Source organism: Cryobacterium sp. W22_MBD10_FK3 (genome assembly GCF_052113745.1).
GTDB lineage: Bacteria > Actinomycetota > Actinomycetes > Actinomycetales > Microbacteriaceae > Cryobacterium.
This window is the reverse complement of record NZ_JBGQOH010000015.1, coordinates 20914-46184: the sequence shown is the minus strand read 5'-3', so window position 1 is coordinate 46184 and position 25271 is coordinate 20914. Positions and strand designations below refer to the sequence as shown.

Genomic DNA, 25271 nt, shown 5'->3' with positions numbered 1-25271 from the left:
TTGCGTATAGGTGCCTCCGTGATTCTACCGGACACGCCTTGCTAGGCTGGCGAACGTGCAGATTCGTGAACTCTCCGTGCCCGATTCCTACGAGATAACGCCCAAGCAGTTCGGTGACGATCGGGGCGTGTTCCTCGAGTGGTATCGCTTCGACAAGCTGAGCGAGACCATCGGGCACCCGCTGGACCTGCGCCAAGCGAACACCAGTGTGTCCAGTCGCGGCGTCGTGCGTGGTATCCACTTTGCCGATATCCCGCCGGGGCAGGCCAAGTACGTCACCGCCGTGCACGGCGCGATCATTGACTACATCGTCGACATCCGGGTCGGCTCACCGACCTACGGGCAGTGGGATTCGGTGCTTCTGGACGACGTGGACCGCAAGGCGGTCTACCTGGCCGAGGGCCTCGGTCACGCTTTCGTCGCGCTGACTGACAAAGCCACCGTGAGCTACCTGGTCTCCTCCACCTACACCGTGGGCGCCGAGCACGGCATCAACCCGCTCGACGAGGAAGTGGGTCTGACCTTCCCGTCCGCTGCCGGAGAACTCCTGCTATCCCCGAAGGACACCGACGCGCCCAGCCTCGCCGAGGCCGCCGCGAGCGGGCTGCTGCCCACCTGGGACGCCGCTCGCGCCTACTACCAGTCGCTGAACGAACGGAACTAGACCATGCGCGGAATCATTCTCGCCGGAGGCTCTGGCACACGCCTGTGGCCGATCACCAAGGGCATCTCCAAGCAGCTGATGCCTATCTACGACAAGCCGATGATCTACTACCCCCTGTCGACTCTGATGATGGCAGGCATCCGCGAGGTACTCATCATCACCACCCCCGAATACAACGATCAGTTCAAGGCACTGCTCGGCGACGGCGGCGACCTGGGCATTCGTCTCGAGTACGCCGTGCAGCCATCCCCGGACGGCCTCGCGCAAGCATTCACAATCGGTGAGGATTTCATCGGCGACGATAGTGTGGCCCTGGTCCTCGGCGACAACATCTTCCACGGCGCCGGCCTCGGCACGGCGTTGCGCAACAACGCCGATATCGACGGCGCTCTGATCTTCGCGTACCACGTGTCCAATCCCACCTCTTACGGCGTGGTGGAGTTTGACGCCGACCTCACCGCCGTGTCGATCGAAGAAAAGCCGACCAAACCCAAGAGCAACTACGCCGTCCCCGGGCTGTACTTCTACGACAACTCGGTTGTCGAGATCGCCAAGTCGATCGAACCGTCCGCCCGTGGCGAGCTGGAGATCTCCACCGTCAACGAGCGCTACCTCAACCAGGGCAACCTTCACGTGCAGGTCCTGGACCGCGGCACCGCCTGGCTGGACACCGGCACCTTCGAATCGATGATGCAGGCCTCCGAGTACGTGCGCGTGATCGAAGACCGCCAGGGCCACAAGATCGGCTGCATCGAAGAGATCGCCTGGCGCGCCGGCTGGATCGACGACGCCCAACTCGCCAAGCTCGCCGCCCCGCTCGCCAAGAGCGGCTACGGCGTCTACCTCTCCGGCCTGCTCAAGAACGATTAGCAGCACTCGCCGACATCAAGAGAAAGGCCCCGCGGACGCGATCCACGGGGCCTTCGCAGTAGCCGGGGCGGGCTAGCCGCCCGACTGGATGTGGGAGAGGACATCGTCCATGGTCGCCTTGATCCCGGCGGGCAGGCTGGTGAGCTGTCGACGGTTGAGGTCCGGCCAGACCGTTGAGCTGATGCGCAGGTCGAGACCTTGCATCGACGCCTCGGCCGAGTAGCCCAGCATGACGTTCGGGTTGCTCTTGGCCAGGGTGCGGATGTGCCCCAACAGATTGCTGATCGTCACGGCCTGGCCTGAGGCGATGTTCTTGACGATCTCGCTGCGGCCCTTGCTCGCCGACACCGCGAGCAGGCGTGCCATGCAGTCCACGACCAGCTCCGCGCAGTCGCGCACGAAGATGTAGTCGCGCATGGTCTCCAGCGGCACAAAGATCGAGGCGGGCTTGGGCGAGAACTGGGCCTTGGCCAGGTGGGAAATCAGGCCCTGCATCTTGCCGAGCTTCTGGCCCGGCCCATAGAGATTGGCGATCCGGCCGGCAAGCACCGAGACGCCTGACGCGCGGGAGAAATCGAACAGGCTCGCCTCCGCGTCGAGCTTGAACCGGCCATAACCGGAGATCGGCACCGGGGTGCTCTGTTCGTCGAACGGCGGATGCGCGGAGCCGCCGTAGACCCCGCCGGCGGAGGAGGCGTAGAACATGGCGCCGCGGCCCGCCGTGCCGTGCGCCCCTGCCGCGGTGCTGATGACGTCGAGCACGAGCCGCAGCTGGTGTAGCTCCCGCGCGATCGCTGCCGGGGGAGTGGAGGTCACGGCGTTGCCGGCCAGCCACAGCACAACCCAGTCGGCGGAGTCGGTGGCCGCGGAACGGAGCAGCCTCTCGGCGGTGGCGGCGGCCGAGGCGACCAGGGCGTCGTCATCGGACCAGGGCAACGGATCCGCGGGCAGCAGCACCCAGTCGGAGCGACGCGCGATCGTGGCCGACGTGGCGCCACCGAGCAGGCCGCGGGCGCCGATCACCCAGGCGTAAGTGGTCACTTGACGGCTTTGCGCGTCCGCCCGAGAGGCCCATCCGCCGGGTCGGTCGTGATCAGGTAGGGCGGCTTACCCATTGCCATGTTCACGTTGATGCCGATGTACTCCGCGATGATGCCCAGGGAGAACAGGATGAATCCGGCGCTCAGTAACACCAGGACACTGAGGGACGCCCAACCCTGGATCGCGATGTCCCCGGCGAGTCGCTGGATGAAAATGACGATTGCGAAGATCACGCCGATTACGGCGAAGATCACGCCGAGACCGCTGACGATCCGGAGCCCCCTGGTGCCGGTGGTGAGGATCATTCGCCAGAAGTGCGAGAACAACCGACGCGCCGAGTAGCCGGAGCTACGTTCGCCCTCCTCGCGCAATTCGACCGGGGAGGTCGTAACGCGGGAGGCGACCCAGCCGATAGCGACGTCGAGGTAAACCCCGGAGCCGGCATAGGCGGCGACGCTGCGACCGATGTTGCCGAGCATCAGCCGGTAGCTCTGGTAGTCGGCGGCAGCGCCGGTGCCGGACAGCTTCGTGAGCAGGTACTTCGCCGTCTTCGAGGCGGCGTTGCGCATGGGTCCGTGCGGGGCCGGGTTGGTGGGCTTGGCGTAGACGACGCTGGCCTGCTCGCGCATGGCAGTGTCGAGCATCCCGCCGATCGCGCGCGGGTCGTGCTGACCATCCTCGTCGAGAGTGACGATCCAGTCACCGCCGGAGGAGGCCATGCCGGCCAGGGTGGCCGCGTGCTGACCGAAGTTCTTGCTCAGCCAGATGCCGCGCGCGAACGGGTAGCGTTCGGTGATGTCACGTATCACCGAAGCCGAGTTGTCGGGGCCGTGATCGAAGACCAGCAAGACTTCTTCCACCTGAAAGGTGTAGCCGTCTGGAGTAATGCTCAACCGCGTCAACGGTTCGATCTCGTCGAGCACATCGGACAGGGTGCGTTCGCCCTGATAGACGGGGATGACGATCGAGATGCTGTGGTCAGCGACGTCGGGGCCTGCAGAGGGGAGTGTCACGGGTTCAGAACCTATCACACGGGCCGTTTCGTCGGCCGGGTCAGGCGTTTGCTGCATCCGTCTTCACCGCCTTCGACATGCGGCGGCCGAGCCAAATGTAGGCGAGCCTGCGCACTTGAGCCATGACCCTGGCGCGGGTGTTGCCGAGCAGCCGGTCAGTGCCGGAGACAACATCCGGTCGGGTCTTCGCCATCCAGTTGTGGAAACCCATCGCCTGCGCGGCTTGCTCCGCGACCAGCCGGACACTCCACTGGCTGTCGGAGATCCGGAAACCGGCGAGGCTGCCGGGAACCCCCACAAACTTGCCTTCGAGCAGTACGAGCGAATAGGAGGTCTCGTCGATGAGGTAGGGCCAGCGGGAATCCCACCAGCCCACCTTCTCCAGGACGCTGCGGCGCATCAGCACGCAGCCGGGTTCACCGAAGATGTTGGTGCCCTGAGTGATCGTCTTCCGCACCGCGACGGTGCCGTCGTGAACGCCGACCAGTCCGGCGAGTCCCCGGTTCTTGATCACGGGAACACCGTTGGCATCAACGATGTCGCGCGGGGAGGCGGCGAGCACGGCGCCGGGTTCAGCGACGAGCGCCGCCACCTGCTGGGCCACGATGGTGGGGTAGAGCAGGTCGTCGCCGCAGACGAGCTTGATGAGGTCGCCGGTGGCCGCCTGGCTCACCCGGTTCCAGTTGCGCAACGCACCGCCACCGCCCTCGGTATGCAGCAGGGTGACTCGGGTGTCGGCGCTGTAGCGCTGCATGACTGCCCAGGTGTCGTCCGTGGACGAGTGGTCGGAGACGATCACCTCGAGGTTCGTGTAGGTCTGGCCGAGCACCGACTTCATAGTGTCATCGAGATAGTCCGCGTTGTTGTACGCGGGAATCACGATTGAGACGAGCGGTTCGTCCTGGTTAAAAGGGGTGGGGGCCGAAGGTGGCACGTTGGTACTCATGTGTAGGTGATGGCTCGTTTCGTTGTCGGAAACTACACCACCACGATAGCGGCTGCCCCTGTCGTGCGGTTGTGAAGGCACCGTGAGGGATAATCTTCTGGTGCAGTCCAAAATAGTGTGGCCCTTTCTCGTCGTGGTGGCGATCCTGGCGGGTTCTTCGATCCCGCTGCTGTTCGACCCCGGTTTCTACTACGTCGACGACAGTCAATCCGGTGCATTCGGCCAGTGGTACGAGATCGGCCGTCGGGTCCTCGACCTGGATTGGTCTCTGATCAACCCGCGAGTCTGGCAATCAGGCAACTACCTGGCTGAGGGCGCCTGGGGCATTTTGAGTCCGGTCCTCTGGGTAGTGGGCATCGGCGCCCACCTCACCGGTAGTGCCCTGATCTTCAGCACCGTCGTGAAAATGATCTGCCTATTGGTCGGTGGCCTCGGTGTTTACGCCTTGGCGCGCAACTTCGGCGCATTGCGCCCCTGGGCAGCGTTGGTTGCGGTCGCCGCGCCGCTAGCGGGCTTCACCCTCTACATGGATGCCCCCTCGTGGGCCAATGGACTGATGGCATGGAGCTTCCTGCCCCTGACCTGGGTGCTTGCCCGTCGGGCCGTGCTGCAGGCGAAGTCGCCCACCCTGCCAATCCTCTCCGGTATCGCGCTTGTTGGGATCGGCTACGCGCATGCCACGATTTTCCTCGCCTTCACCCTGGCTGCCCTCATCGTCGAGGCATTCCTGACCAGGCATCGGCCGGCCATCGTGCGATCCTTTGTGCTCGCCTTCGCCTCCGGCAGCTTTGCTGTGATTGTGCACCTGCCCGGTCTGCTCACCGCACCGGTGACCGGACGCACCAGCGGACTGATGAACACCGATCTGCTGACAGTGAATCTCAGTGGGCTGTTCGCTTCCGGCATGCCCGTCGGAACGCCCGGCATGCTGTTCTTCAATGCGCAGTTCCCCTACGCCCCGCTGCTGTACATCGCGTGGTTCCTGCCCCTGCTCGCGTTTGTTGACATGACCCGCCTGCGCCATCTGCTGCGGAGCCGGTTGAGTATTGTGATCGTGCTTTGTCTCGCGCTCGTGGGCGTGCTTCTTCCCAGCGACTTCGGGCCGCTTCGCTTTCCCGTGCGCATGATGCCCTACCTCACCCTGGCCGTGCTGTTGCTGGTCGCCGTCGCGCTGTCGAATGCGCGTCCAGCCGCCCTAAGTCGCAACCGATTCTTCCTCGCGGGCGGTCTTGTCCTGATGGGCGCCGGCCTCACGTTTAGTGCCGGCCCGCAGTACGTCAAGGTTCTCGCCGCGGTCACCGCCGTGATCCTGATCGCCGTGTGGGTTGCCTATCGGGTGCTCAGCGATCGCACGCTCCCAGTGCTCGGCAGCGAATCCGCCGGTCGAATGGCGGGGCGGGGCGTGCCGCTCGTCGCCGGTGCCGCCATCGCTCTGACAGTGCTGCTTCTGATTCCGCAACATGTCTCGTCGCCCACTTCGCCGCTGCCAGATTACCGAGTGCCCAACGATGTGAGCGACTACCAGCAGCAGCTCGAGAACGCCGAAGGGGATGTAATTATCGCCGGGCGGGTCAGCGACTCCAGCATCCCAGGTGCGTGGGATGAGACACTCGTAGGCAACCTCTGGTACGTCACAGAGGAGGATGTCCAGAATGCGTACTCTGCTGTCTACTACACGCCGTACAACTCGCTCACGTGCATGCAGTACAACGGCGCAACCTGTGGAGACCTGTATGCGCGCCTGTTCACAACCATGCCGGAGACCGGGAAGACCGTCGCCGACCTAATGGGTGTCAGCTCGGTGCAGGCCGTCAAGTCCGCAGTTCCGGAGAGCGATTGGTCCGTGGTGCCCGAGGGTTGGCACGTTGCCGAAGACACCGCCAAGACCCGGCTGATCGTGCGGGACGAACCCGTCGCCGGAGCCGGCTCGGTCGTGTGGGCCTCCGACGGTACCCAAGTCACCGTTCTGCGCGAAGATGCCATGGGAGTGTCATTCCTGGTTGATGAGATCGGGGCCGACGGCGGCCAGGTCGCGCTCAGCCGTATCCCCTGGCCGGGGTACCAGGTCGACGGCGGCACGGTGTCGGCGGCACCCGTTGACACCTTCCTGCTCGGCATCGACCTGGATTCCGATCAGCTCGGTGAGACCGTGACTGTGTCGTTCTACGCACCCGGCTACCCGGCCCAGCTGGCGGCCGCTGCGTTGCTGCTGCTGATACTGCTCGGTTGGCCGATCCTGCGCCTGGTTGGACGGCGCAGGGATGGTCAAGGGCGTTTCGCCCGTGTGGCGCGCGCCAGTCGCGTTGCCGCACCCGAGGTCGCCGTATGACCACGGGAGCTGCGCGCGCCGTTGCGGTCGTGGTGGCCTACAACCGGCGGGATCTGCTGATCGAGGTGCTAGACGCCCTTGACGTTCAGACAGTTCAGGTCGCCGCGATTGTGGTGGTCGACAACGCGTCCACCGACGATACGGCCGCTCTCGTCCGGGAACGCTACGGGCACACCGACCTCGTCTCGGTGGCACGCAACACCGGCGGCGCAGGCGGCTTCGCAATCGGGACTGCCCGGGCAGTCGTTCGACACCAGGCAGACCTGGTCTGGCTGATGGACGACGACACCGTTCCCACCGCGACGGCCCTCGAGGCGTTGCTCGGCAGCGTCGGAGACGACCCCACAGCGACGATCGCAGGCTCCAGGGTCGTGTGGACGGACGGCCAGGACCACCCGATGAACACTCCGAGGATAAAGCCCTTTGTCGGGTCGCGGGAACGCGCCGCCGCCGCGGCGAGGAGCGCCCTGCCAGTGCGGAGTTCCTCATTTGTGTCGATGCTTGTTCGCGCAGACGCCGTTCGCAAGCATGGGCTACCGATCGCGGACTACTTTATCTGGAACGACGACTTCGAGTTCTCCACCCGTATCTTGCGCCACAGCCGGGGCCTGTTCGTGCCCGGCAGTGTCGTTATTCACAAGACGGCTAAGCTCGGCGCGACCGATGTCGACCCAGGGGAACGCTTCTACTACGAGGTGCGCAACAAGCTTTGGCTGCTGCGTCTTTCGCGCGGGCTGAGCCCGGCCGAGAAGGTCCTTTACACCGGATCGACCGTGCGGCGGTGGGCGCGCACCTTCCTCGCATCTACGAACCGCCCAGTACTCGTATCCGGTCTGCGCCGCGGCATACGCGACGGCTTTCGCAGCCGCCCTCGACCCAACCGGGTGGCGTTGGCCGGGCTGGGAGAGGCCTCCGAAGACGTCCTTGCCTGCGAAGCCGGGGTGAGCAAACCATGACCGGTACCGAATTCTCGCTCCTACTTCCGGTCTATGCCGGGGACAAGGCCGCTTACTTCGCCAAGGCATTCGCCAGCACCGTGGTCGACCAGACCCGGCGCCCCAGTGACGTCGTTGTCGTGCAGGACGGACCGATCGGGACGGACCTGGCCGCCGCCGTTGCCGCTGCAGCCGCCGGATCGCCCGTGCCGGTCAACCACGTGCGGCTGCCCGCTAACGTGGGCCTCGCCCGCGCGCTGGAGACAGGGCTCGGATACTGTGCTCACGATGTCGTCGCGCGCATGGATGCCGATGATATTTCGTTGCCGACCAGGTTCGAACTGCAGCTTGCGGTCATCGAATCTGGTTTCGACCTTGTCGGAACCGGCATGCTGGAATTCGACGAAGCTGGCCGGGTGCTTGGCAAGCGAATCCCGCCCACGGACCCGGACGAGATCGTCAGGAGCGCCAGGTTCCACGACCCGTTCAACCACCCGACCGTGGTGTATCGCCGGTCCGTGGTGGCCAGGGCCGGTGGCTACCGGGACCTCCCGTTGATGGAGGACTACTGGCTGTTCGCCCGGATGATCCAGGCTGGAGCAGTCGTTGCGAACCTGCCGGACCCCCTGGTGATGTACCGGGTGGACGCGGGCGCGTACGGGCGCCGGGGCGGGCTGAATCTGTTCCGCAGCGAGATCGCCCTGCAGCGCAGCCTGCTCAAGGACGGGTTCGTGACCCGGCGCCAGTTCACCCGCAACGTGCTTGTGCGTGGTGGGTACCGTTTCGTTCCGGTGTCCGTCAGGAGGGTGGCGTACCGACGGTTCATCGTGAGGGATTACGCCAACGAGTCCGACTGATCGCCGGGTGCGCCTCCGACGCTGCCCAGTGCAAGGTTGACCACGCGGACGGAGTGGGTGGGGCCTCGGTGGTCCCCCGCCAGCGGGTAGTGCGGCTGAGAGCGGCCCTATTGGGCGCGCATGCGTGCCACGGCTTCGTGCGATTCACCGTCGAAGACGACCTTGCCCTTGTCGATTAGGATGCCGCGGTCGCACAAGTCCGCGACCATGCCGAGGTCGTGGCTGACCACGACAAGGGTCCGTCCCTCAGCGTGCAGCTGCCGGATTTTTGCCAAGCATTTGCGCTGGAACGGCTCGTCGCCCACCGACAGGATCTCGTCGACGAGGAGGATGTCGACCTCGGTGTGGATTGCGACGGAGAAGGCCAGCCGAAGGAACATTCCGGAGGAATAGTGCTTGACCTCCGTGTCAATGAACTTGGCTATTTCGCTGAACTCCACGATGTCGTCGAAGCGCGAGTCGATTTCCCTCTGTGACATGCCGAGTATGGCGGCGTTGAGGTAAATGTTCTCCCGGCCGGACAGGTCCGGGTGGAAGCCTGCTCCGACCTCGATCAGACCGGCCACCCGGCCGCGGGTGAGGACTTCGCCGGTGTCGGGCCGCAGGACCCCGGAGATCAGCTTGAGGAGCGTGGACTTGCCTGACCCGTTGAAGCCAAGCAGCGCGACCGACTCGCCGCTGTTGATCTGAAAGCTGACGTCTTCGAGAGCATTGAAGCTGGAGGAGATGGGCTTACGCCGCACAGCAGCGATCACCGATTCCTTCAGGGAATGAGTGTGCCGCAGGAGGAAGGTCTTGCTGAGTTCGGAGGCGATAATCGCCAAGCGTGGCTTTGCCTCCGCTTGGTCGCTAGAGATCTTGGGCAAAGCGGCGCTCCAATCGGCGGAAGACAAGCTGTCCGATGACGAGCAGGAGGCTCGCTGTGACGAGGGCGCATAGGCCGTAGAACCACAGCCCGGTCGGCATCGGAATCTGGCCGTCGGTCGTCGGATACCAGAATCCGGCGTGCAACAACTCCACTGCGGCAGTAACCGGGTTGAGCTGGTAGATCACCATGAGCCAGTCCGGCAGGATCTTCTCGACCATCGTCCACTGGTAGAGGACCGGGGATGCCCACGTCGCCACGAGCAGGATGAGCTCGACGAAGTTCTGGGCATCGCGGAACGAGACATTGATGGAACCGAAGAACAAGCTCAGTCCCATCGCAAGCAGCACAATGATCAGCACGCCGAGCACGATGCCCAATACCTGCAGGAGATTCGGATGCCAGCCCGTGAGCACGCAGACGACCGCCAGCACGAGTGCCTGGGGGAGGAAGTTGATGAAGGCCACCAAGGTGGAGGACACCGGGAACAGCTCCCTGGGCAGGTAGATCTTCTTGATCAGCGGCGCGTTGTCCACGAGCGACTTGGTGCCGTTGCTGAAAGCCTCGCTGAACAGGTTAATCACCACGAGTCCCGAGAAGAGGTAGACCGGGTAGTTCGGGATGCTTCCGTTGAGCTGTAGAAAGACACCGAGGGCTACGAAGAAGACCAGGAACTGCGTGATCGGCTTGACGTAGGACCACATCCAGCCCAGGACCGAACCCCGGTAACGCACCTGGACCTCTTTGCGCACGAGCAGCGAGAGCAGGTACCGCCGGCGGAATACGTCGATCAGTCCCGCCCCTTGACCTGGCCGGACGAACCCGTCGAGGTCGGGTACTGGAGCGATTTGCGTCACGCGGGTCCTTATCATCGAGTCGCCTGCCTGGTGTCAACGGGAGGGGGCAACGGGCCCAACCGTGATTCTAGCTGTTTGGTACGGACTGAGCTTCGCCCCTACTCGCGGATGCTCTCGGTGGGACTATCAGCATCCGACACGGCCGGAGCGGTCGCTGTGGCGTGCGAGTCGAGGCCGAGCGTCGACGTCCAGGAGTCGAGCGAGGTGAGGTCGTGTGCGCGCGAACGGTACAGTTCGCTCAGGCTGCCCCACCGGCGCCGGAAACGCAGGTTCTGGGTCAGGCTCGACCAGAGCAGCGACCTGAACATAGCGCGGTCACGGATATGCCAGGTCACGCCGGAGCCTTCAGCGTTCGTAATGGCGACGCTGTCAAGGCTCGGCACAGTCCACCAGGGAGCCGTGCGGGGCAGGTGAGTGTCGGGACGCACGGCGCTCTGCGCGTGCGGCTTCCTGAGGCCGTGTCGCACGAAATTCTTGATCAGGAATGAATAGAGCTGGCGGCCGCTTGGGCGTGGCTCGTCGCTACCGACGAGGTTGGTCATCGGGAATCGTCCAAAGCGGTTGAGGTCCTTGATGAGCGCCGACTCCGGGTAATTGCCGGCGATCGCGCGGATGGCCGGCAGGCGGGTGGTTAATTCGCCGTGCAGCGAATCTGGCCCCGCCATGACGCTTTCGTACGCGAGTTGGCGCAGCTTGACCGTGTAGTAGTCCATGGTCAGCAGGTGGCGCACATCCGACGCGAGGTTGCTGAGCGTGAGGCGACCGCCCTTGGCATGCGGAGAGTGCAGCAGCGCGGCGACCAGGCGGTTGCGTGCGTGATAGAAAGCCTGCCAGTCGCGGGAGTCGTCCTTGTCGACCCAGGAAACGTGCCAAACCGCCGCGCCGGGCAGGCTGACCGTGGAGTAACCGTGTTCGGACGCGCGCAAAGAGAACTCAGCGTCATCCCACTTGATGAACACAGGCAGGGACAGGCCGATCTCCCGGATGATCTCGATGGGGATGAGGCTCATCCACCAGCCGTTGTAGGCAACGTCGTTGCGCTGGTGCAGCCACGTGGTCTGGCGGAGGTTGCTCGCGGTGAAGTCGTGCCGCGACGGGGTGATCGGGCCCCACATGAAGTTCCAGGTGTCTATCGACTCGGCGAAGGCGTGCAGCTTGGTCTTATCGAACATGTCGAACATATGGCCGCCGACGATGGTCGGGTCGGTGCACAACCTGGCGAAGGCCAGGGCGCGGCGGATGCTCTCCGGCTCGGCGACGACGTCGTCGTCCAGCAGCATTACGTAGTCGCTGGTACCCGCGGCGACGGTCTCCAACATTCCGCGGGAGAACCCGCCGGAGCCGCCCGCGTTGACCTGGTCGATGACCCGCAGACGACCGCCGAGGGCGGAATCCACCTCGGCGTATCTCGGGTGTTGCCTGATCTTGTCGGTGCCCTGGTCGACGACGAGGATCTGATCAAGGCTGGCTAGGACGTCGGGGTCTGTGGCGATGGTGGCCAGCAGCTCGAGGCAGTAGCCAGTCCGGTTCAGGGTGGTTATCGCAATGGTGAGGGTGCGCTCGGGGGCGACCGGGGCGTCGGAGGGCGGTGCCTGCCATTCTGCACTGGTGAGGGCGAAGTCCTCACCGCGCGAGACGAGGTCGAACCAGTACCAACCGCCGTCGATGAAATATTCGAAACCGAGGTCGAACACCACGGTTCCGTCTGCTTCCACGTGGGCGGAGTCGACAACCTGGATGACGCCTCGGGCGTTGGAGCGGTAGACGATGAGGTCGCCGGGGCCGGTCGTCGAGATGCTCAGGCGCACCCCGGTCAGCGTCGTCCACCGTCGCCAGTAGCTGGCGGGGAACGCGTTGAAGTAGGTGCCGAGGGAGATCCGCTTGTCCAGGCCGGGCTTCAGTCCGCGCCGCCCGTCCAGCATGGGGGTGACGTTGTGATGGGTGAGGCGCATCGGCTGCACGGTGGACTCGGCGGGTGCGGTGCCTCGACGCCCGGCGTGTCCGGGGGTGACGATCTGGGTCCACTCGTCGGGGTCGACGTAGAGCGGAGCTACGTCGGGGTCTGACGACGACGGGAAGATCACTTTTTGCAGAACGATGGGGGTGGACATTGTGAGACTCCGACTCGCTATTCGGTGCGCCCGTTGACGAGCGGCTTGAGCTTGTTCTCGAACATGGAGAGCGCAGAACCGATGGCCATGTGCATGTCGAGGTATTGGTAGGTACCCAGGCGGCCGCCGAAGAAGACATCGGGCTCGCCCGCCTGGAGGGCGCGGTAGGACTGTAGGCTCTGCCGGTCCTCCGGGGTGTTGATGGGGTAGTAGGGCTCGTCTGCCCGGGTCGCAGCACGGGAGAACTCGCGCATGATCACGGTTTTATCCTTCGGGTATTCAGCGCGCTCCGGGTGGAAGTGGCGGAATTCGTGGATCCGGGTGTAAGGCACAGACGAATCCGCGTAGTTCATTACCGGGGTGCCTTGGTAGTCCCCGACGTTCAACACTTCCTGCTCGAAGTCCAAGGTGCGCCAGGTGAGCTCGCCGCCCTGGTAATCGAAGTAACGGTCGACGGGTCCGGTGTAAACCACGGGGACCCGGCCGACGACGGACTTCTTGTTGTACTCCTGGGTTTCGTCGAAGAAGTCGGTATCCAGGCGAACTTCAATGTTCGGGTGGTCGGCCATCCGCTCGATCCAGGCCGTGTAGCCGTCGACAGGTAGGCCTTCATGGGTGTCGTTGAAGTAGCGGTTGTCGTAGTTGTAGCGCACGGGCAGCCTGCTGATGACTTCGGCGGGCAACGCCGTGGGTGAAGTCTGCCACTGCTTGGCGGTGTAGTCCCTGATGAACGCCTCGTAGAGCGGCCGGCCGATCAGCGAGATCGCCTTCTCCTCGAGGTTGCGGGACTCGCCGGTGGCGAACTCGCTGGCTTGGCCCTTGATGAGGGCGCGCGCCTCGTCGGGGGAGTAAGCCGCCCGGAAGAACTGGTTGATGGTGCCCAGGTTGATCGGCAGCGGGAACACCTCGCCGCCGAAGTTGGTGAAGACTCGGTGTTCGTAGTTCGTGAACTTCGTGAACCGGTTGACGTACTCCCAGACGGGCTCGTTGGAGGTGTGGAAGAGGTGAGCACCGTACTGGTGTACCTCGATTCCGGTCTCGGGCTCCGGGGCGCTGTACGCGTTTCCGCCGATGTGGCTGCGACGGTCAATGACCACAACTTTGAGGCCGAGTTCTCTGGCGGCACGTTCGGCTACGGTCAGGCCGAAGAAGCCGGAGCCGACGACTACAAGGTCAACGGTCATATTTGAAATGTCCTTTGTTTGGGATGGTGCAGCCATGCTCCTGCACCGTTCAACGATAGCCGATGCTGGCTGGGAGGCTCCCGCTCGGAGATGCCCGGCCCGTGGGCGGGAGAGTACGCTGTGTCAATGGCAGGCGCGAGAACGGTCAAATTGTCCCGCGACGACCGACTCCGTACCGGCGCAGTGGTGGTGGGTGCGCTCATGCTCCACCTGATAGCGCAAGCAGGCATGTACCTGGCCACGCCAGGATTCACGCTCGGGCGGTTTCGCGACTACTACGTGCACGACCAGCTGGGCTATCTGGCGATCGTCAAGAACTTCTCTCAGGGAGAATTCGCCGCCGTCGAACCGGTCACCGAGACCGGGTCGATCACCTATCCGCGGTTCTACTACGAGGCCATCGGACTTGTGTCCAGAGTTACCGGCTGGGACCCGATCGTGGCCTGGAACGTGTGCGGTATGGCCATGCAGCTCGCGCTTGTCGGCCTCTTGGCGGCCATACTCGTCGGTCTGAGTCGGCGCTGGTGGGTCGGACTGATCGCGCCCGTCCCATTTATGCTCGGCACGTTCTCCAGGCTCACGGGGACCGGCTGGTATACGCCGCTCGATTCTCATGCCGTGATCTGGGGCCCGTTCGGGCTGCTGCACACCCTCAACGGCGAATCTGTGTCGCTCTCGGTTGCCGCGATCTGCCTGCTCGTTTTGGCCCTGCTCTGGCTGCGGCCCGCCCGCCCGCGCGCCCGGGTGCTACTGACGACGCTTATCTGCCTCGTCCTCGGCAGCCTGGCCAATGTGCAGACCTACTCGTTTATCGCCGCCATTTACCTACTGGCCTTTGGCCTGTCCACATGGGCAATCCTTCGTGGCCGGCACATTGTGCTCGCGGTGCTGTCGATCGTTCTGGTCCCGGTGGTCTTCCTGGGCGGACCCACGGTCGCGGATGCAGGTGGCCAGTTGCCAACCCTCGTCTTCGGACTGCTGCCCGCTGTGCCCGGCATGATCGCCCTGATCATCCGGAACAAGGCTGTGCTCCTTTACTTTGTCGCTGTCGTGCTTGGCGCCGCCCCTCAGGTCCTGCAAACTGTCATTGGTATAGCTACGGGCGATCCCTTCCTGGCTTACAGGGTGGCTTCCAACAGCGAGCTTGGCGTGCCGATTGCGCCCGGGTTGATTTCTGGACTTGTTCTCATCGTGCCTCTCGGGGTCATCCTCGCTGCTGCGGTGTGGCGGAAGCGCCCGGTGTGGGGCGCCTACGCGATCGGCGCTGCCCTCGCCTGGATGCTTCTCGGCACCAATGACCGGTGGGGTGCCAACGCCGAGCCCTACCGTCTGTACATGGACGTGTTTTTTCTCATCGCCGCGACCATCCTGCCGATCGGAATCCTGGTGCTGACCGATCTCTGGAACGCCCGGACCGAGACGGAGGCCGTCCCAGTCGCCGACGGTGTGACGCCAAGGCAGCTGTCGGAGAGCAGCCGTGTGGTACCCCGATGGGCAGTTGTCGTGGCCGCGGCACTGTGCGTGGGCATCGCCACGGTGTCGCTCAGTGACTGGTGGGTGTTCTATCGCACCGATGTCACCCGGGCGCTCCTGGTGACAGACTCTCCCCGAGACCAGGCGCTGACCGAACTGGCTGTGCTCTCGGCTCAGCAACATCCTGGCACCCTGCTCATGGTCGATTCCTGCATCGACCCTCGGGTGCTCAAGGTGACCTCTGGTGTGCCGATAGCCAATTTCCACCTCGGTATGGCCTGGCCCACTGACTATGACGCTGTCGCCACAATCGCGTCCAGTCGGATGAACGGCGCCATCGACAGTGATGCGGCAATCGAGGGCAATGCTACCCAGCTGCTCACCGACAGCGAGTGTGGCGACGACTGGGCAAATCGCTATGCCGAGGACCTCGTCGAACAGAGCAGACTGCGGTACGCCAACGATGACGGTGTCACGGGCACGATCACCCTTTGGGGCCTTGAGTAGCCGGGGACCTCGCGCACGCTAGGCGGCCGCGATTGGAACCTTCCGCACCGCAACCAGGTAAACGGCGTGTACGAGAATTCCGGCTGCCGGGCCCACGAGAAGTGCGAGCACGGTCTTGTCTATGAACGGCAGTGGCAGCAGGAGGCAGCCGATAGTGGCGAGCGCAGCGACGATCCAGCCGGCGCTGAACGCCGAGTGAGCGTTTCGGGAGAGAACCGCGGGCGCGCTGACGCACAGCGCGCCGACGAGGGCCGACGAGAGCACCAGGGTGGCGATGATCCAACCGTCGACGGTCGGTGCCTTCGGGTAAACGAAGGCGAAGATCGGCGGCCCCAGCAGGTAACCCAGGACGGCCAGAGTGAGTCCGATGGCGACGACGACACCCTCGAGCATGAGCAGGGTGCGCCAGAATTGCGCGGCCCTGGCGCGGAAGAAGACGATCAGGAAGCTCTGCAGGGCCATGCCGACAACGATCAGAGGTGCACGCGTCAACGTCGCGGCGAGCACGATGATGCCCAGGTCGTCGGCTGAGACCGTCGGCGAGGTGAGCTTGAGCACGAGTGGGAACCCGCTGATCATGATCCCCATGGCGGCTGCGGCGACGATGGTGCGCCCGACGTTCCAGGTGAGGCGCGGCAGGGCGACGTCGAGCCGGGTCTTGCCGACTATTCGGACACGGGCGAACGGCCAGACCGCAAGTACCGCCACGGGGAACGGGATCGCGATGGCCCAGGCGAAGACGGCTGCCTCTGGCTTCAGGTAGGCAGCGGCGATCACGAGGACCAAGCGCAGGAGGCCCTCGATACTGACCAGCGCAAAGAGGGCTTTCCAATGGCCGATGCCGTATAACGAACCGGCCAAGACAGCCAACGGAACGTACGAGGCCACACCGACAGCCAAGGGCAGCACCATGGCCCAGCCATGCTCGGGGAAGACCGCAGACTGCCAGAAGGGCGCCGATCCCAGCACCGCCAGCAGGACCGCGAAGGAGGTGACCAGGGCGAATTTGCCGGCTTGGCCGGACCGGGTGCTGTCGCCCGTAAGCCTGGCCTCCGTGCCGCGAGTGATCTCCTGCTGTATTCCGGAGAGTGCGGTGGCCACCAAGAAGATAAACGCCCAGAATACTGCGAAGATCGAGTAGGGACCGACGCCGATAAGCGCCGGGACCCATACGGTGATCAGGTAACCGGCTACTCCCACGAGTCCGGTTGCGGCCACGATGAGAATGAATCCGTTGCCGCCGTTCGCGGTCGCAGGCGTGGTGACCGACTGGTCCTGGCCTGGCTCTTCGGTGTGACTCACGTGCACGGGTCCCGCTTCCCTCGATTGGTTTGTTCCATTGCCGGCTTCATTGGGGCGCGACCGGGTTCCCCGCTGGCTCGGCCCGACGCGAGTTTAGCCGTCCAGGCTGTTACGCGGGCTCGGCTTGAGCATGCGCCGCCAGCTCTGCCCCTGCGCAGCCTTGACCGAGCAGATGAGCAGCAGAAGCCAACCGAACTCCACGAGAGCCGTGCTCTCGGCGGCTGAGGTGACCAGGAGTACGACCAGTACCAGCGGGGACCAGACGTAGACCACGGGGCGTTTGTTCGAGGCGAGAAGCCACGAGCGGATGAAAGCCAGGGTCACCAGGACCACGAATGACAAGAACCCGACCAGGCCCACCTGGAAGTACACGTCGAGGAACGCGTTCAGGGCGGAGGAGTGCTCGCTCTTGGTGACGAAGTCCAGCCAGCCGTACGGGCTCACGTTCTGTGGCCAGGTGCCGACCCATCCCCATCCTTCGAGCGGGTGGATCTCGACGAGCCGCCACATCTCCCGCCAGAGCGAGGACCGGGTTTCGAATTCGCTCCCGGCATTCAGCGCGCCGATGATGCTCGTGCGGCCCACAAAGACCACCAGGGCGGCCAGGACCGCCGTGCCCAGCAGGCTCAGTTGCAGCAGCCAGCGGTTCTCGGCCGGGGTGCGCCGCAGCCAGTAGAGGGCGAGGGCGGCGACGCCGACGGCGCTGGCCACGACGACGAACACGGGGGAGTGGGTGAGGATCAAGCCCATCCCGGCGATGGCGATGGACCAGGCGGCGCGTCCGGGGCGCACCGATCGGGAGCGCAACTCGATGATGAAGCTGACCGCAGCGATCACCGAGATCAGGCCGAGGACATTGCGTGATCCGAAGATTCCCTGGATGGGCCCGAGGGTGACGATGTTGCCCTGCACCCCCAGGAACGCGATCGGCAGATCGAGAAGGAGCCCGGAGAGCACCTCGAGAGCGATCGAGAGCGCGAGCAGCACCCGCAGGACGTCGCCGGTGGCCCGCACGATCTGAATCGTGTCGCGCACCAGGGCGATGTAGATCGCGAGGAACGCGAAGGCCAGCTGGTAGCCGACCCCACCGACAGTTCGCAACGCGTAGCCGCTCCAGAGCACCGACAGGGCACACCAGATGAGGAAGACCAGGATCGACAACGGCAGCAGACCGTGCCACTCGATGCTCTGTCGCCTGGCGACCATCGAGAGGGCCGCCAGGACGACCAGGCAGGCCAGCGCGCCGAGCAACCCGGGCCACCCCATCAGGCTGCGGATGAGGTGGGTCGAGAAGGCCAACCCGAGGATGAGGTGGGTGAGGGTCGCGCTGAACCGGGGTGACGAAAACACGGCGGAAGACGCCGCGGTCACAAATGGGGGCCTGGCCCGGTCGGTCATCGCCTGCCCACGCCGAGCAGGTCTGCGGCGGCAGCGGGGCGCTTGGTGCGCACGGCCAGCACTACGAGAAGTACCCAGCCGGATTCGACGAGCAATCGGCTTTCGGCCAGGCTCTGCGCCAGCAGCGCCACCGTCAGCAACAACGGCAGGAGGGACGAGACAGTGTAGGTCGCGGTGTCGTTGACACCCAGGCGGGGCCGGTCGACGGCCAGGAACCAGGACCGCCACAGGGTGGAGAGAACCAGCGCACCGAAGACTATGAGGCCGAGGATGCCTACCTGGAGCCAGACATCCAGCCAGGCATTGTGAGCCTGCAGGTACTCGACGCCCTTCCGCACCGCGAGTCCGTCGAACGGCTCGACCCAGGGCACCCAGTAACCCACCCAGCCCCAGCCCCAGAGGGGCCGCTCGCTGGCGAGACCGATGACGCTGCCCCAGATGTCGAATCGGCCGGTGAGGTCGTCGCTCTTGCCGAGCAGGCCCAGGAGCGTGGACGAGAAGCCGACCAACCCGACCACCGCGGCGGCCAGCGCCGCGACGGCGGTCAGATACAGCGGGCGTCGGCCCAGCGGTGGTAGACGGCGTGCCCAGAGCGCCAAGAGCAGGGCCACGGCGACCGCGGCCAGCGCGACCGTGACTGTGGCCGACCGGGTGAACCACAACATCACGATGGCCACACTCACCCATAGGATGCCGCGTCCACGCGCGACGAGCCCGGCCCGCAACTGCACCGCGAAGACGATGAGGGCGAGCAGTGCGAGGAAACCCAAGAGGTTGCGGCTGGCGACGATGCCCTCGATCGGACCACCTTCAAGCAACAGTCCGCGAGACCAGTAGAAGGCGGCGGGAATCTTTCCGCTGTACTCCACCCAGAACGGCAGCACGGCGTGGCCGATGAACACGGCGACGATGAACTCAAACGCTATCGACAGCCCCAGGATCCATCGCAGGGCCACTGCCAGGGTGCGCACCAGCTCGGTCCAGGTGAGGCAGACCGCAATGAACAGCGCGGCCAACGTCGTGAGCCACTGCAGGGCGATGCCGATTGCGCTGGCCCCGGGGTACGCCGACCAGGCGACGGACACCGTGGCGATGAGCAGGAAGGCGCCGAGAGACTTCGGGAACGACCGCCAGTCCCAATCCGGCTTGAGTGAGACGAGAAAGGCGATGCTTCCGATGACGATGAGCACCGCAATGGCGCCGAACCCCCACCAGCCGAGTAGATTGCGCCAGAACTGGCCGGCCAGGACTGTGAAGAACACCAGCGTCGCGAAAAGGCGAGGGGGGAGACGGCTCTGCACGGCGGGCATATGTCTAGGGTACTGGGGTGCCTCCACTCGACTCGCCGGTGCGCTCGATACCTGTGGACGTATATACCGCCCGGGTCCGACCTGCCCCGCTCGCTGGCCTGTTCACCGCCGCGTTCTCCGCCCCGCTCTCCGCCCCGCTCTCCGCCCCACTCTGCGCTTCGCCGTGCGCTAGGACCCGCTTACGGTGACTCCGTGGTTGCCCCTGTTCGCCCGCGGTTGCTCCGGTTGCTCTGCGCTGTTGCTCAGCGGTCGCTCTGCGCGGTGGCTCTGCGGTTGATCCGCAGTTGATCTGCGCGGTTACTCTGCGGTTGATCCGCGGCTGCCCGCGGTTGACCCGCGGTTTCGCTGCTGTTACTCGTCGGTTCTTCGGGTGCGGGGGTCGTGTGCCCGGTGCTGGTTCGGGGCCCGCCAAGCGCCGGTCGGGTCGATCCAGTGCGGCGCCTTGACCTGCGGCATGCCGGCGACCATGCGGATCTTCCACCCGCCGCCGCTGGTGATCGTGTGGTGGTGATACCAACACAGCAGCACCCCGTTATTCACATGGGTGTCCCCGCCCAGCTGCCAGGGTGTCACGTGGTGCACTTCGGTCCATTGCGGTGGGCAGTCGCAGCCCGGGATGATGCAACCGCCGTCCCGGGCCGTGATCGCTTTGCGTTGCCGCGGGGTGAAGCAGCGCTCCTTCGAGCCCAAACCGAGGACGGCACCGTTGGTGCCGAAGAACAGCGGCTGCATGCCACCGTTGTCGATCAGCTGGGTGATCGTGGTCATCGAGATCGGTTCGTCGACCCCATCGATCCACCCCACCCCAGCCTGGTCGAGCAGGTCGGTGGCGTTCACGTGCACCATCACCGTCGGCGGCATGCCGCCCATCGTCGGGGTGCGGGGGTCCTGGGCGACCTGCACCAGGATGCCGCGAAGAATATCGGCGCGCTTCTCACCGCCGGTGCGCTCGTCGATCAACTCGCCCGGCACCAGCTCGCCGGCCTCGATGCGCCGCTGCTCCTCCGCGGACGGGAACGAGGGCGCCGACCGGGCGGACTGGAACGTGTTGAACAGGTTCTGCATCACCCCCTTCAACTCCGGCGTCACCCCGCCACGCAAGGGGTGCAGGCCGTCTTTGCAGGCGCCGAACGAGAACGTGGACTTCGCCTCGACGGTGGGCGCGTTCGGCGCGAGCCCGTCCGGGTTCAGCACGGCTTGCCAGCGCACCGCCAGTTTGCGGATCTCATCGGCCGGATAGGTGAACCCGTCCGACTCACCCAGGCGGCCGATCGGCCCGGTGAACCCGCCGCCTGCCGCGCGATCACCATCAGCATCAGCATCAGCATCAGCATCAGCATCAGCGTCAGCGTCAGCGTCAGCGTCAGCGTCAGCGTCAGCGTCAGCGTCAGCATCGGCGTCGGCATCGGCATCGGCATCGGCATCTGCACCGGCGTCGGCGTCGGCATCTGCATCTGCGTCGGCGTCGGTGGGGCCAGTCTCGCCGGGGCCGGGTGTGTGGCCGTAGACGGATCCGGTGGCCTGTTCCACGAGGTCGCGTTCGGCTTTGTGAACGTGGGCGGGGTCGGCGTCCAGGCGCCCGGTTGCCGTGTAGTCGGTCAGGCCGGCGACGATGGTCTCCGCCGCGTCGATGCCCAGCTCCCCGGAGCGCAACGCCGCCGCGACCACCGGGAACACCGGCTCGAACACGGCACCGCCCGCCACCCGGGGCGCCACCTTCTCACCCAACGCCATCCGACGTTTCATCTCCGGCACCGACGCCAGCGTCAACCGGGTCAGCAACACGTTCTGATGCGGAGCGCCCATCCGCCAGGCCATCGACTCCCGGCCCAGCATCCGCCTAGACCGATACCCGACCACCGTCGCGGTACTCACCCGGGCCGCATCCACCGGCCGGCCCGCCCGCTCCACCATCTGCGTCAACGCGACCACCTCGGCGTCGCTGAGCCCATTCACATCAATGGACGCCATCACCGCCTGCACCATGGCCGCCGCGTCATCGAGCACCTTCAGCTTCTCGCCGAACGGCCCGGTATGCGCCCGCTGCACCGCCGGCAACTCCGACGGCTCCCGCCACGGCGGCCGCGGCTTACCCACCGCGGGACCACTGGGCGGCGACCCCGCGGTGTCGGTGGTGCCACGGAGACTGGCGGCATCGGGCGCGCCACCCGGCACGGCACCGGTCAGCGAAGCGGTCAGCTCATCGACAGGCTCCGGCGCCGGGCCGGCCAGGGCGGTGTTCCAGTCATGGAGATTCGGCCCGGCGGGAGTTCCCGTCGGTGCGGTGGAGCCTGGTACCAGCTCGTCGTCCATACCCCCATTCTCTCACGAATCGAACAAAAATGTGAGAAAATGTCGGGATTGCGCAAGACAATTTCGAAGTTGTATACGACCGCCTAGTTGTAGCCAGCACCGCCCTCGGCCAGAAACGCGAGTCGCCGCAACGTCTCCGTGTTGCGCGCTGTGATGGCCGAGTCGCGCAGGAACACCGGAATGAACCGGCCGGGGCCGGCGGTGGCGTCCTCGGTGATGCGCACGACGCATCCGTCGCCCCGCTCCTTCACATCCACGGCCACGTGGGCCTCGCCGATCGGCCAGCCGCGTGCCTTGAGCAGTGCGTGCCGCGGCGGGTCCCATTCCAGAACTGAGGTGGTGTCGTCGATGAGGGCAGGCCAGACGCCCACCGAATGATGGATGGCGGTGCCGGCGGCGGGCCAGGCGGGGTCGACTTCTCTGATGCGGGAGGCGCCGACGACCCAGCTCGGGTACAGCCAGCCGTCCGCGAGAACCGCGAAGACGCTTTCGGGGGAGCAGTCCATGTACCTGTGGTTCACGGCCACGGTGTCACCTTTCAGTCGAGCGATCGGGGGAGAGGTCGGGGGCGGTGCGCACCCCGAGGTCGTGGCGAAGCGCGCTCAGGGCGGCGTGCCAGCCGGCAAGTCCGTGCACGCCGGGGCCGGGCGGGGTGGATGACGAGCATAGGTACACCCCGGCCAGCGGTGTGCGCCACGGGTCTGGCGAGATCACCGGCCGCCGCACCAGCTGGGTCAGGCTCACCTCGCCGGCCGAGATGTCGCCGCCGATGTAATTGGGATTGTGCTGTTCCACGTCGGTGGCGGTTCGGCTGGCGCTGGCCAGAATGGTGTCGCTGAAGCCAGGTGCGTACCGCTCGATCTGGCGGGTGATCGCAGCGGTCTGGTCGACCGTCGAGCCGCGTGGCACGTGGGTGTAGGCCCAGAGCGTGTGCCGGCCCGCGGGTGCGCGACTCGGGTCGATGCCGCTGGGCTGGGACACGAGCACGTAGGGCTCCTCGGCGTGCCGGCCACGGGCCACGGTGTTCTCGGCGCGCCGGATCTGCGCGCGGGTGCCGCCCACGTGCACGGTGCCGGCGGCCCTGAGCCCTGCGGCCTGCCAGGGCACCGGGTCTGACAGGGCGAAGTCGACCTTGGCGACGCCGTTGCCGTACCTGAAGGCACGCAGCCGTCGAGCGTAGGCGGCGGGCAGCTCTCCCTCGGCGAGCCGCAGCAGGGCCCGCGGCGTGAGGTCCAGCAGCACCACTCGGGCCGGCGGCAGGTCGCTGAGCCTCTGCACCTCGGTTGAGGTGACGATCTCACCGCCGTACGCGAGCAGGTCATCGACCAGGGCCGTCACGATCGCGCCGCTGCCGCCGACCGGGATCGGCCAGCCACCCGCGTGCGCATAGGTGGCGAGGGTCAGGCCCGCGCCGGCGGTCGCGATGCTCGGCAGCGCTCTGATCGTGTGGGCGCCGACACCGGTGAGCAGGGCGGGCGCGGCATCGCCCGAGAATCGCAGGTCCCAGAGCGGGCTGCCCTGCTCGAGGGCTCGCAGCCCGAAACGCAACGCGGTCACCGGATGCCGTGGCACCCGCAGGAGCGAATTGCCGGTGAACTCCGCGACCCGGTCGGGATGAGCGACCAGGGGAGCGAACAACCGGTTCCAGGCCGCACCGTCCCGGCCCAGCTCCTCGACGGTGCGGGCCAGGCTGTGGTACGCCAGCCCCGCCCGCCCACCGGGCAGCGGATGACCGTAGGAGACCTCGGGAACGACCAGGCCGATCCGGTCCGCGAGCCCGAACCGTTGAAAGAACTCCGACGCCAGGGCGAGCGGATGCACGGCGGAGCAGACATCGTGACGAAAGCCCGGCAGGGTCAGTTCCGCCGTGGCGGCGCCGCCACCGACGCTGGCCGACTTCTCGTACACGCGCACCGAGAGTCCCGCCCTGGCCAGCGTCACGGCGGCGGCGAGCCCGTTGGGTCCGGACCCGACCACGATCGCGTCGACCTCCGGCGCCCCTCGTCTTGGCACGGTCATCAGTCACTCTCCGCTCGTTGATGTCGTGAGCCAAGTCTGGCCCACGACACCGACATCGACGAGGTCTACACGAAAGCGGCCAAGCCGGTGATGCTGCGTCCCACGATGAGGGTGTTCATCTCCTGGGTGCCCTCATAGGAGTAGATCGCCTCGGCGTCGGAGAAGAAGCGGGCGATGTCGTAGTCGAGCACGATGCCGTTTCCGCCGAACAGTTCCCGGCACCACGACACCGTCTCCCGCATCCGCGACGTCGTGTACGACTTTGCCAACGCTGAATGCTCGTCACGCTGGGTGCCGTCGTCGAGCATCTGGGAGACCCGCACCACCATGCCCAGGCTGGCGGTGATGTTGCCCAGGCTCTTCACGAGCAGGTCCTGCACCAGCTGGTGGCCGCCGATCGGCTTGCCGAACTGCACCCGCTCGGCGGCGTAGGCCACCGCGGCCTCGTAGGCGCCGATTGCCAGGCCCACGGCGGCCCAGGACACCTCGGCCCTGGTGAACCGCAGCACGCGCGCGGTGTCGCGGAACGAGTTCGCGGCCTGCAGCCGGTTGTGTTCGGGCACCCGCACGTTCTCCAGGGTGATGTCGGCGTTCTGCACCGAACGCAGGCTGATCTTGCCCTCGATCTTCGTGGCCGTGTATCCAGCGGTGTCGGTCGGCACGATGAAGCCCTTGACGGCGCCGTCGGCGGTGTCCTTGGCCCACACGATGGTGATGTCGGAGAAGGTGGCGTTGCCGATCCAGCGCTTCTGCCCGTTGAGCACCCAGGTGTCGCCGTCGAGGGTGGCAGTGGTCCGCAGCCCCTGGGCGGAGTCGGAGCCGCTCAGCGGCTCGGTGAGGGCGAAGGCGCCGACGATCTCACCGCTGGCCAGCCGCGGCAGCCAGGTTGCCCGCTGCGCGACCGACCCGCAGGCGGCGATCGACCCGGCGACGAGGCCGTTCTGCACGCCCACGAAGGTCGCGACGGATGCGTCCACCCTGGCCAGCTCCAGCGCCACGAAGCCGCGGAAGACCGCCGAGTTGGTAAACGGCCTGGTCTCTTCCCAGCCGAAGGAGTACGCGCCGAGGGCACCCAGTGGCTTGATGATCTCGGACGGGAACTCGGCCCGCTCCCAGCATCCGTTCACGACGGGCCGCACATCGGACTCGAGGTAGGAGCGGATGCGCGACAGGGCGGTCTTCTCCTGGTCGTCGAGAAGATTCTCGTATCCGAAGAAATCACTGCCGAGCGGTTCGAAGGTCATCTGGCTCCTTTGCGCGATGATGTGCGGTCGCGC

At 65.7% G+C, this 25271-nt stretch carries 20 protein-coding genes; 6 read left to right on the top strand and 14 right to left on the bottom strand.

The genetic code is table 11. From position 1 onward, the window contains the following. Window positions 1-55 precede the first annotated feature (55 nt). Window positions 56-664 carry a dTDP-4-dehydrorhamnose 3,5-epimerase family protein gene (locus ACEN2M_RS13685; protein WP_441648689.1) on the top strand — a complete coding sequence of 203 codons (609 nt, stop codon included), beginning with the start codon at window positions 56-58 and terminating at the stop codon, window positions 662-664. Window positions 665-667: 3 nt separating this feature from the next. Further along, window positions 668-1534: a glucose-1-phosphate thymidylyltransferase RfbA gene (gene rfbA / locus ACEN2M_RS13680; RefSeq protein ID WP_441648688.1), complete on the top strand. Its 867-nt coding sequence runs from the start codon at window positions 668-670 to the stop codon at window positions 1532-1534. Between the two features lie 72 nt (window positions 1535-1606). On the opposite strand, the gene ACEN2M_RS13675 is transcribed toward rfbA, so the two are convergent. From ACEN2M_RS13675 to ACEN2M_RS13665, 3 genes are read right to left on the bottom strand one after another with little or no spacing between them, the layout of a single operon-like run. After that, window positions 1607-2575 carry an NAD-dependent epimerase/dehydratase family protein gene (locus tag ACEN2M_RS13675; protein ID WP_441648687.1) on the bottom strand — a complete coding sequence of 323 codons (969 nt, stop codon included), beginning with the start codon at window positions 2573-2575 and terminating at the stop codon, window positions 1607-1609. Next, a complete protein-coding gene (locus tag ACEN2M_RS13670) occupies window positions 2572-3588 on the bottom strand; it encodes a glycosyltransferase (protein ID WP_441648686.1) in 1017 nt (338 codons plus the stop codon). The genes ACEN2M_RS13675 and ACEN2M_RS13670 overlap by 4 nt, the downstream gene beginning before the upstream one ends. A gap of 40 nt (window positions 3589-3628) precedes the next feature. After that, window positions 3629-4534, bottom strand: coding sequence for a glycosyltransferase family 2 protein (locus tag ACEN2M_RS13665; RefSeq protein WP_441648685.1), 906 nt, complete (start codon window positions 4532-4534; stop codon window positions 3629-3631). 100 nt (window positions 4535-4634) lie between these two features. On the opposite strand from ACEN2M_RS13665, the gene ACEN2M_RS13660 reads away from it, so the two are divergent. From ACEN2M_RS13660 to ACEN2M_RS13650, 3 genes are read left to right on the top strand one after another with little or no spacing between them, the layout of a single operon-like run. Continuing rightward, entirely contained in the window at window positions 4635-6863 is a 2229-nt protein-coding gene (locus tag ACEN2M_RS13660; protein WP_441648684.1) for a hypothetical protein, read from the top strand. Then, window positions 6860-7819, top strand: a complete 960-nt coding sequence (locus ACEN2M_RS13655) for a glycosyltransferase family 2 protein (protein ID WP_441648683.1) — start codon at window positions 6860-6862, stop codon at window positions 7817-7819. The genes ACEN2M_RS13660 and ACEN2M_RS13655 overlap by 4 nt, the downstream gene beginning before the upstream one ends. Further along, window positions 7816-8655: a glycosyltransferase gene (locus ACEN2M_RS13650; RefSeq protein WP_441648682.1), complete on the top strand. Its 840-nt coding sequence runs from the start codon at window positions 7816-7818 to the stop codon at window positions 8653-8655. The genes ACEN2M_RS13655 and ACEN2M_RS13650 overlap by 4 nt, the downstream gene beginning before the upstream one ends. A gap of 107 nt (window positions 8656-8762) precedes the next feature. On the opposite strand, the gene ACEN2M_RS13645 is transcribed toward ACEN2M_RS13650, so the two are convergent. From ACEN2M_RS13645 to glf, 4 genes are all read right to left on the bottom strand, one after another. Then, on the bottom strand, window positions 8763-9479 hold the full coding sequence (locus tag ACEN2M_RS13645; protein ID WP_441648681.1) for an ABC transporter ATP-binding protein: 717 nt from the start codon (window positions 9477-9479) through the stop codon (window positions 8763-8765). A 25-nt stretch (window positions 9480-9504) separates the two neighbouring features. After that, on the bottom strand, window positions 9505-10392 hold the full coding sequence (locus ACEN2M_RS13640; RefSeq protein WP_441648680.1) for an ABC transporter permease: 888 nt from the start codon (window positions 10390-10392) through the stop codon (window positions 9505-9507). 83 nt (window positions 10393-10475) lie between these two features. Next, window positions 10476-12488 (bottom strand): glycosyltransferase, encoded by a 2013-nt coding sequence (locus tag ACEN2M_RS13635; RefSeq protein WP_441648679.1) that lies wholly within the window; start codon window positions 12486-12488, stop codon window positions 10476-10478. A gap of 17 nt (window positions 12489-12505) precedes the next feature. Further along, a complete protein-coding gene (gene glf, locus ACEN2M_RS13630) occupies window positions 12506-13672 on the bottom strand; it encodes a UDP-galactopyranose mutase (protein WP_441648678.1) in 1167 nt (388 codons plus the stop codon). Window positions 13673-13798: 126 nt separating this feature from the next. On the opposite strand from glf, the gene ACEN2M_RS13625 reads away from it, so the two are divergent. Next, window positions 13799-15652: a hypothetical protein gene (locus ACEN2M_RS13625; RefSeq protein ID WP_441648677.1), complete on the top strand. Its 1854-nt coding sequence runs from the start codon at window positions 13799-13801 to the stop codon at window positions 15650-15652. Window positions 15653-15670: 18 nt separating this feature from the next. Here ACEN2M_RS13625 and ACEN2M_RS13620 read toward each other — a convergent pair whose 3' ends face one another. From ACEN2M_RS13620 to ACEN2M_RS13590, 7 genes are all read right to left on the bottom strand, one after another. Continuing rightward, a complete protein-coding gene (locus ACEN2M_RS13620) occupies window positions 15671-16954 on the bottom strand; it encodes a lipopolysaccharide biosynthesis protein (RefSeq protein ID WP_441648676.1) in 1284 nt (427 codons plus the stop codon). A gap of 93 nt (window positions 16955-17047) precedes the next feature. Then, window positions 17048-18304 carry an O-antigen ligase family protein gene (locus ACEN2M_RS13615; protein WP_441648675.1) on the bottom strand — a complete coding sequence of 419 codons (1257 nt, stop codon included), beginning with the start codon at window positions 18302-18304 and terminating at the stop codon, window positions 17048-17050. A gap of 44 nt (window positions 18305-18348) precedes the next feature. Continuing rightward, complete coding sequence (locus tag ACEN2M_RS13610; RefSeq protein WP_441648674.1) at window positions 18349-19662, bottom strand: O-antigen ligase family protein; 1314 nt, start codon at window positions 19660-19662, stop codon at window positions 18349-18351. Between the two features lie 351 nt (window positions 19663-20013). After that, a complete protein-coding gene (locus tag ACEN2M_RS13605; protein WP_441648673.1) occupies window positions 20014-21975 on the bottom strand; it encodes a DUF222 domain-containing protein in 1962 nt (653 codons plus the stop codon). 83 nt (window positions 21976-22058) lie between these two features. Beyond that, complete coding sequence (locus ACEN2M_RS13600; RefSeq protein WP_441648672.1) at window positions 22059-22502, bottom strand: SRPBCC family protein; 444 nt, start codon at window positions 22500-22502, stop codon at window positions 22059-22061. Window positions 22503-22506: 4 nt separating this feature from the next. Next, window positions 22507-23994, bottom strand: coding sequence for a phytoene desaturase family protein (locus tag ACEN2M_RS13595; RefSeq protein WP_441648671.1), 1488 nt, complete (start codon window positions 23992-23994; stop codon window positions 22507-22509). A 65-nt stretch (window positions 23995-24059) separates the two neighbouring features. Continuing rightward, the gene (locus ACEN2M_RS13590; protein ID WP_441648670.1) at window positions 24060-25238 is read right to left on the bottom strand and encodes an acyl-CoA dehydrogenase family protein; all 1179 of its coding nucleotides are present in this window, start codon (window positions 25236-25238) and stop codon (window positions 24060-24062) included. Window positions 25239-25271 lie beyond the last annotated feature (33 nt).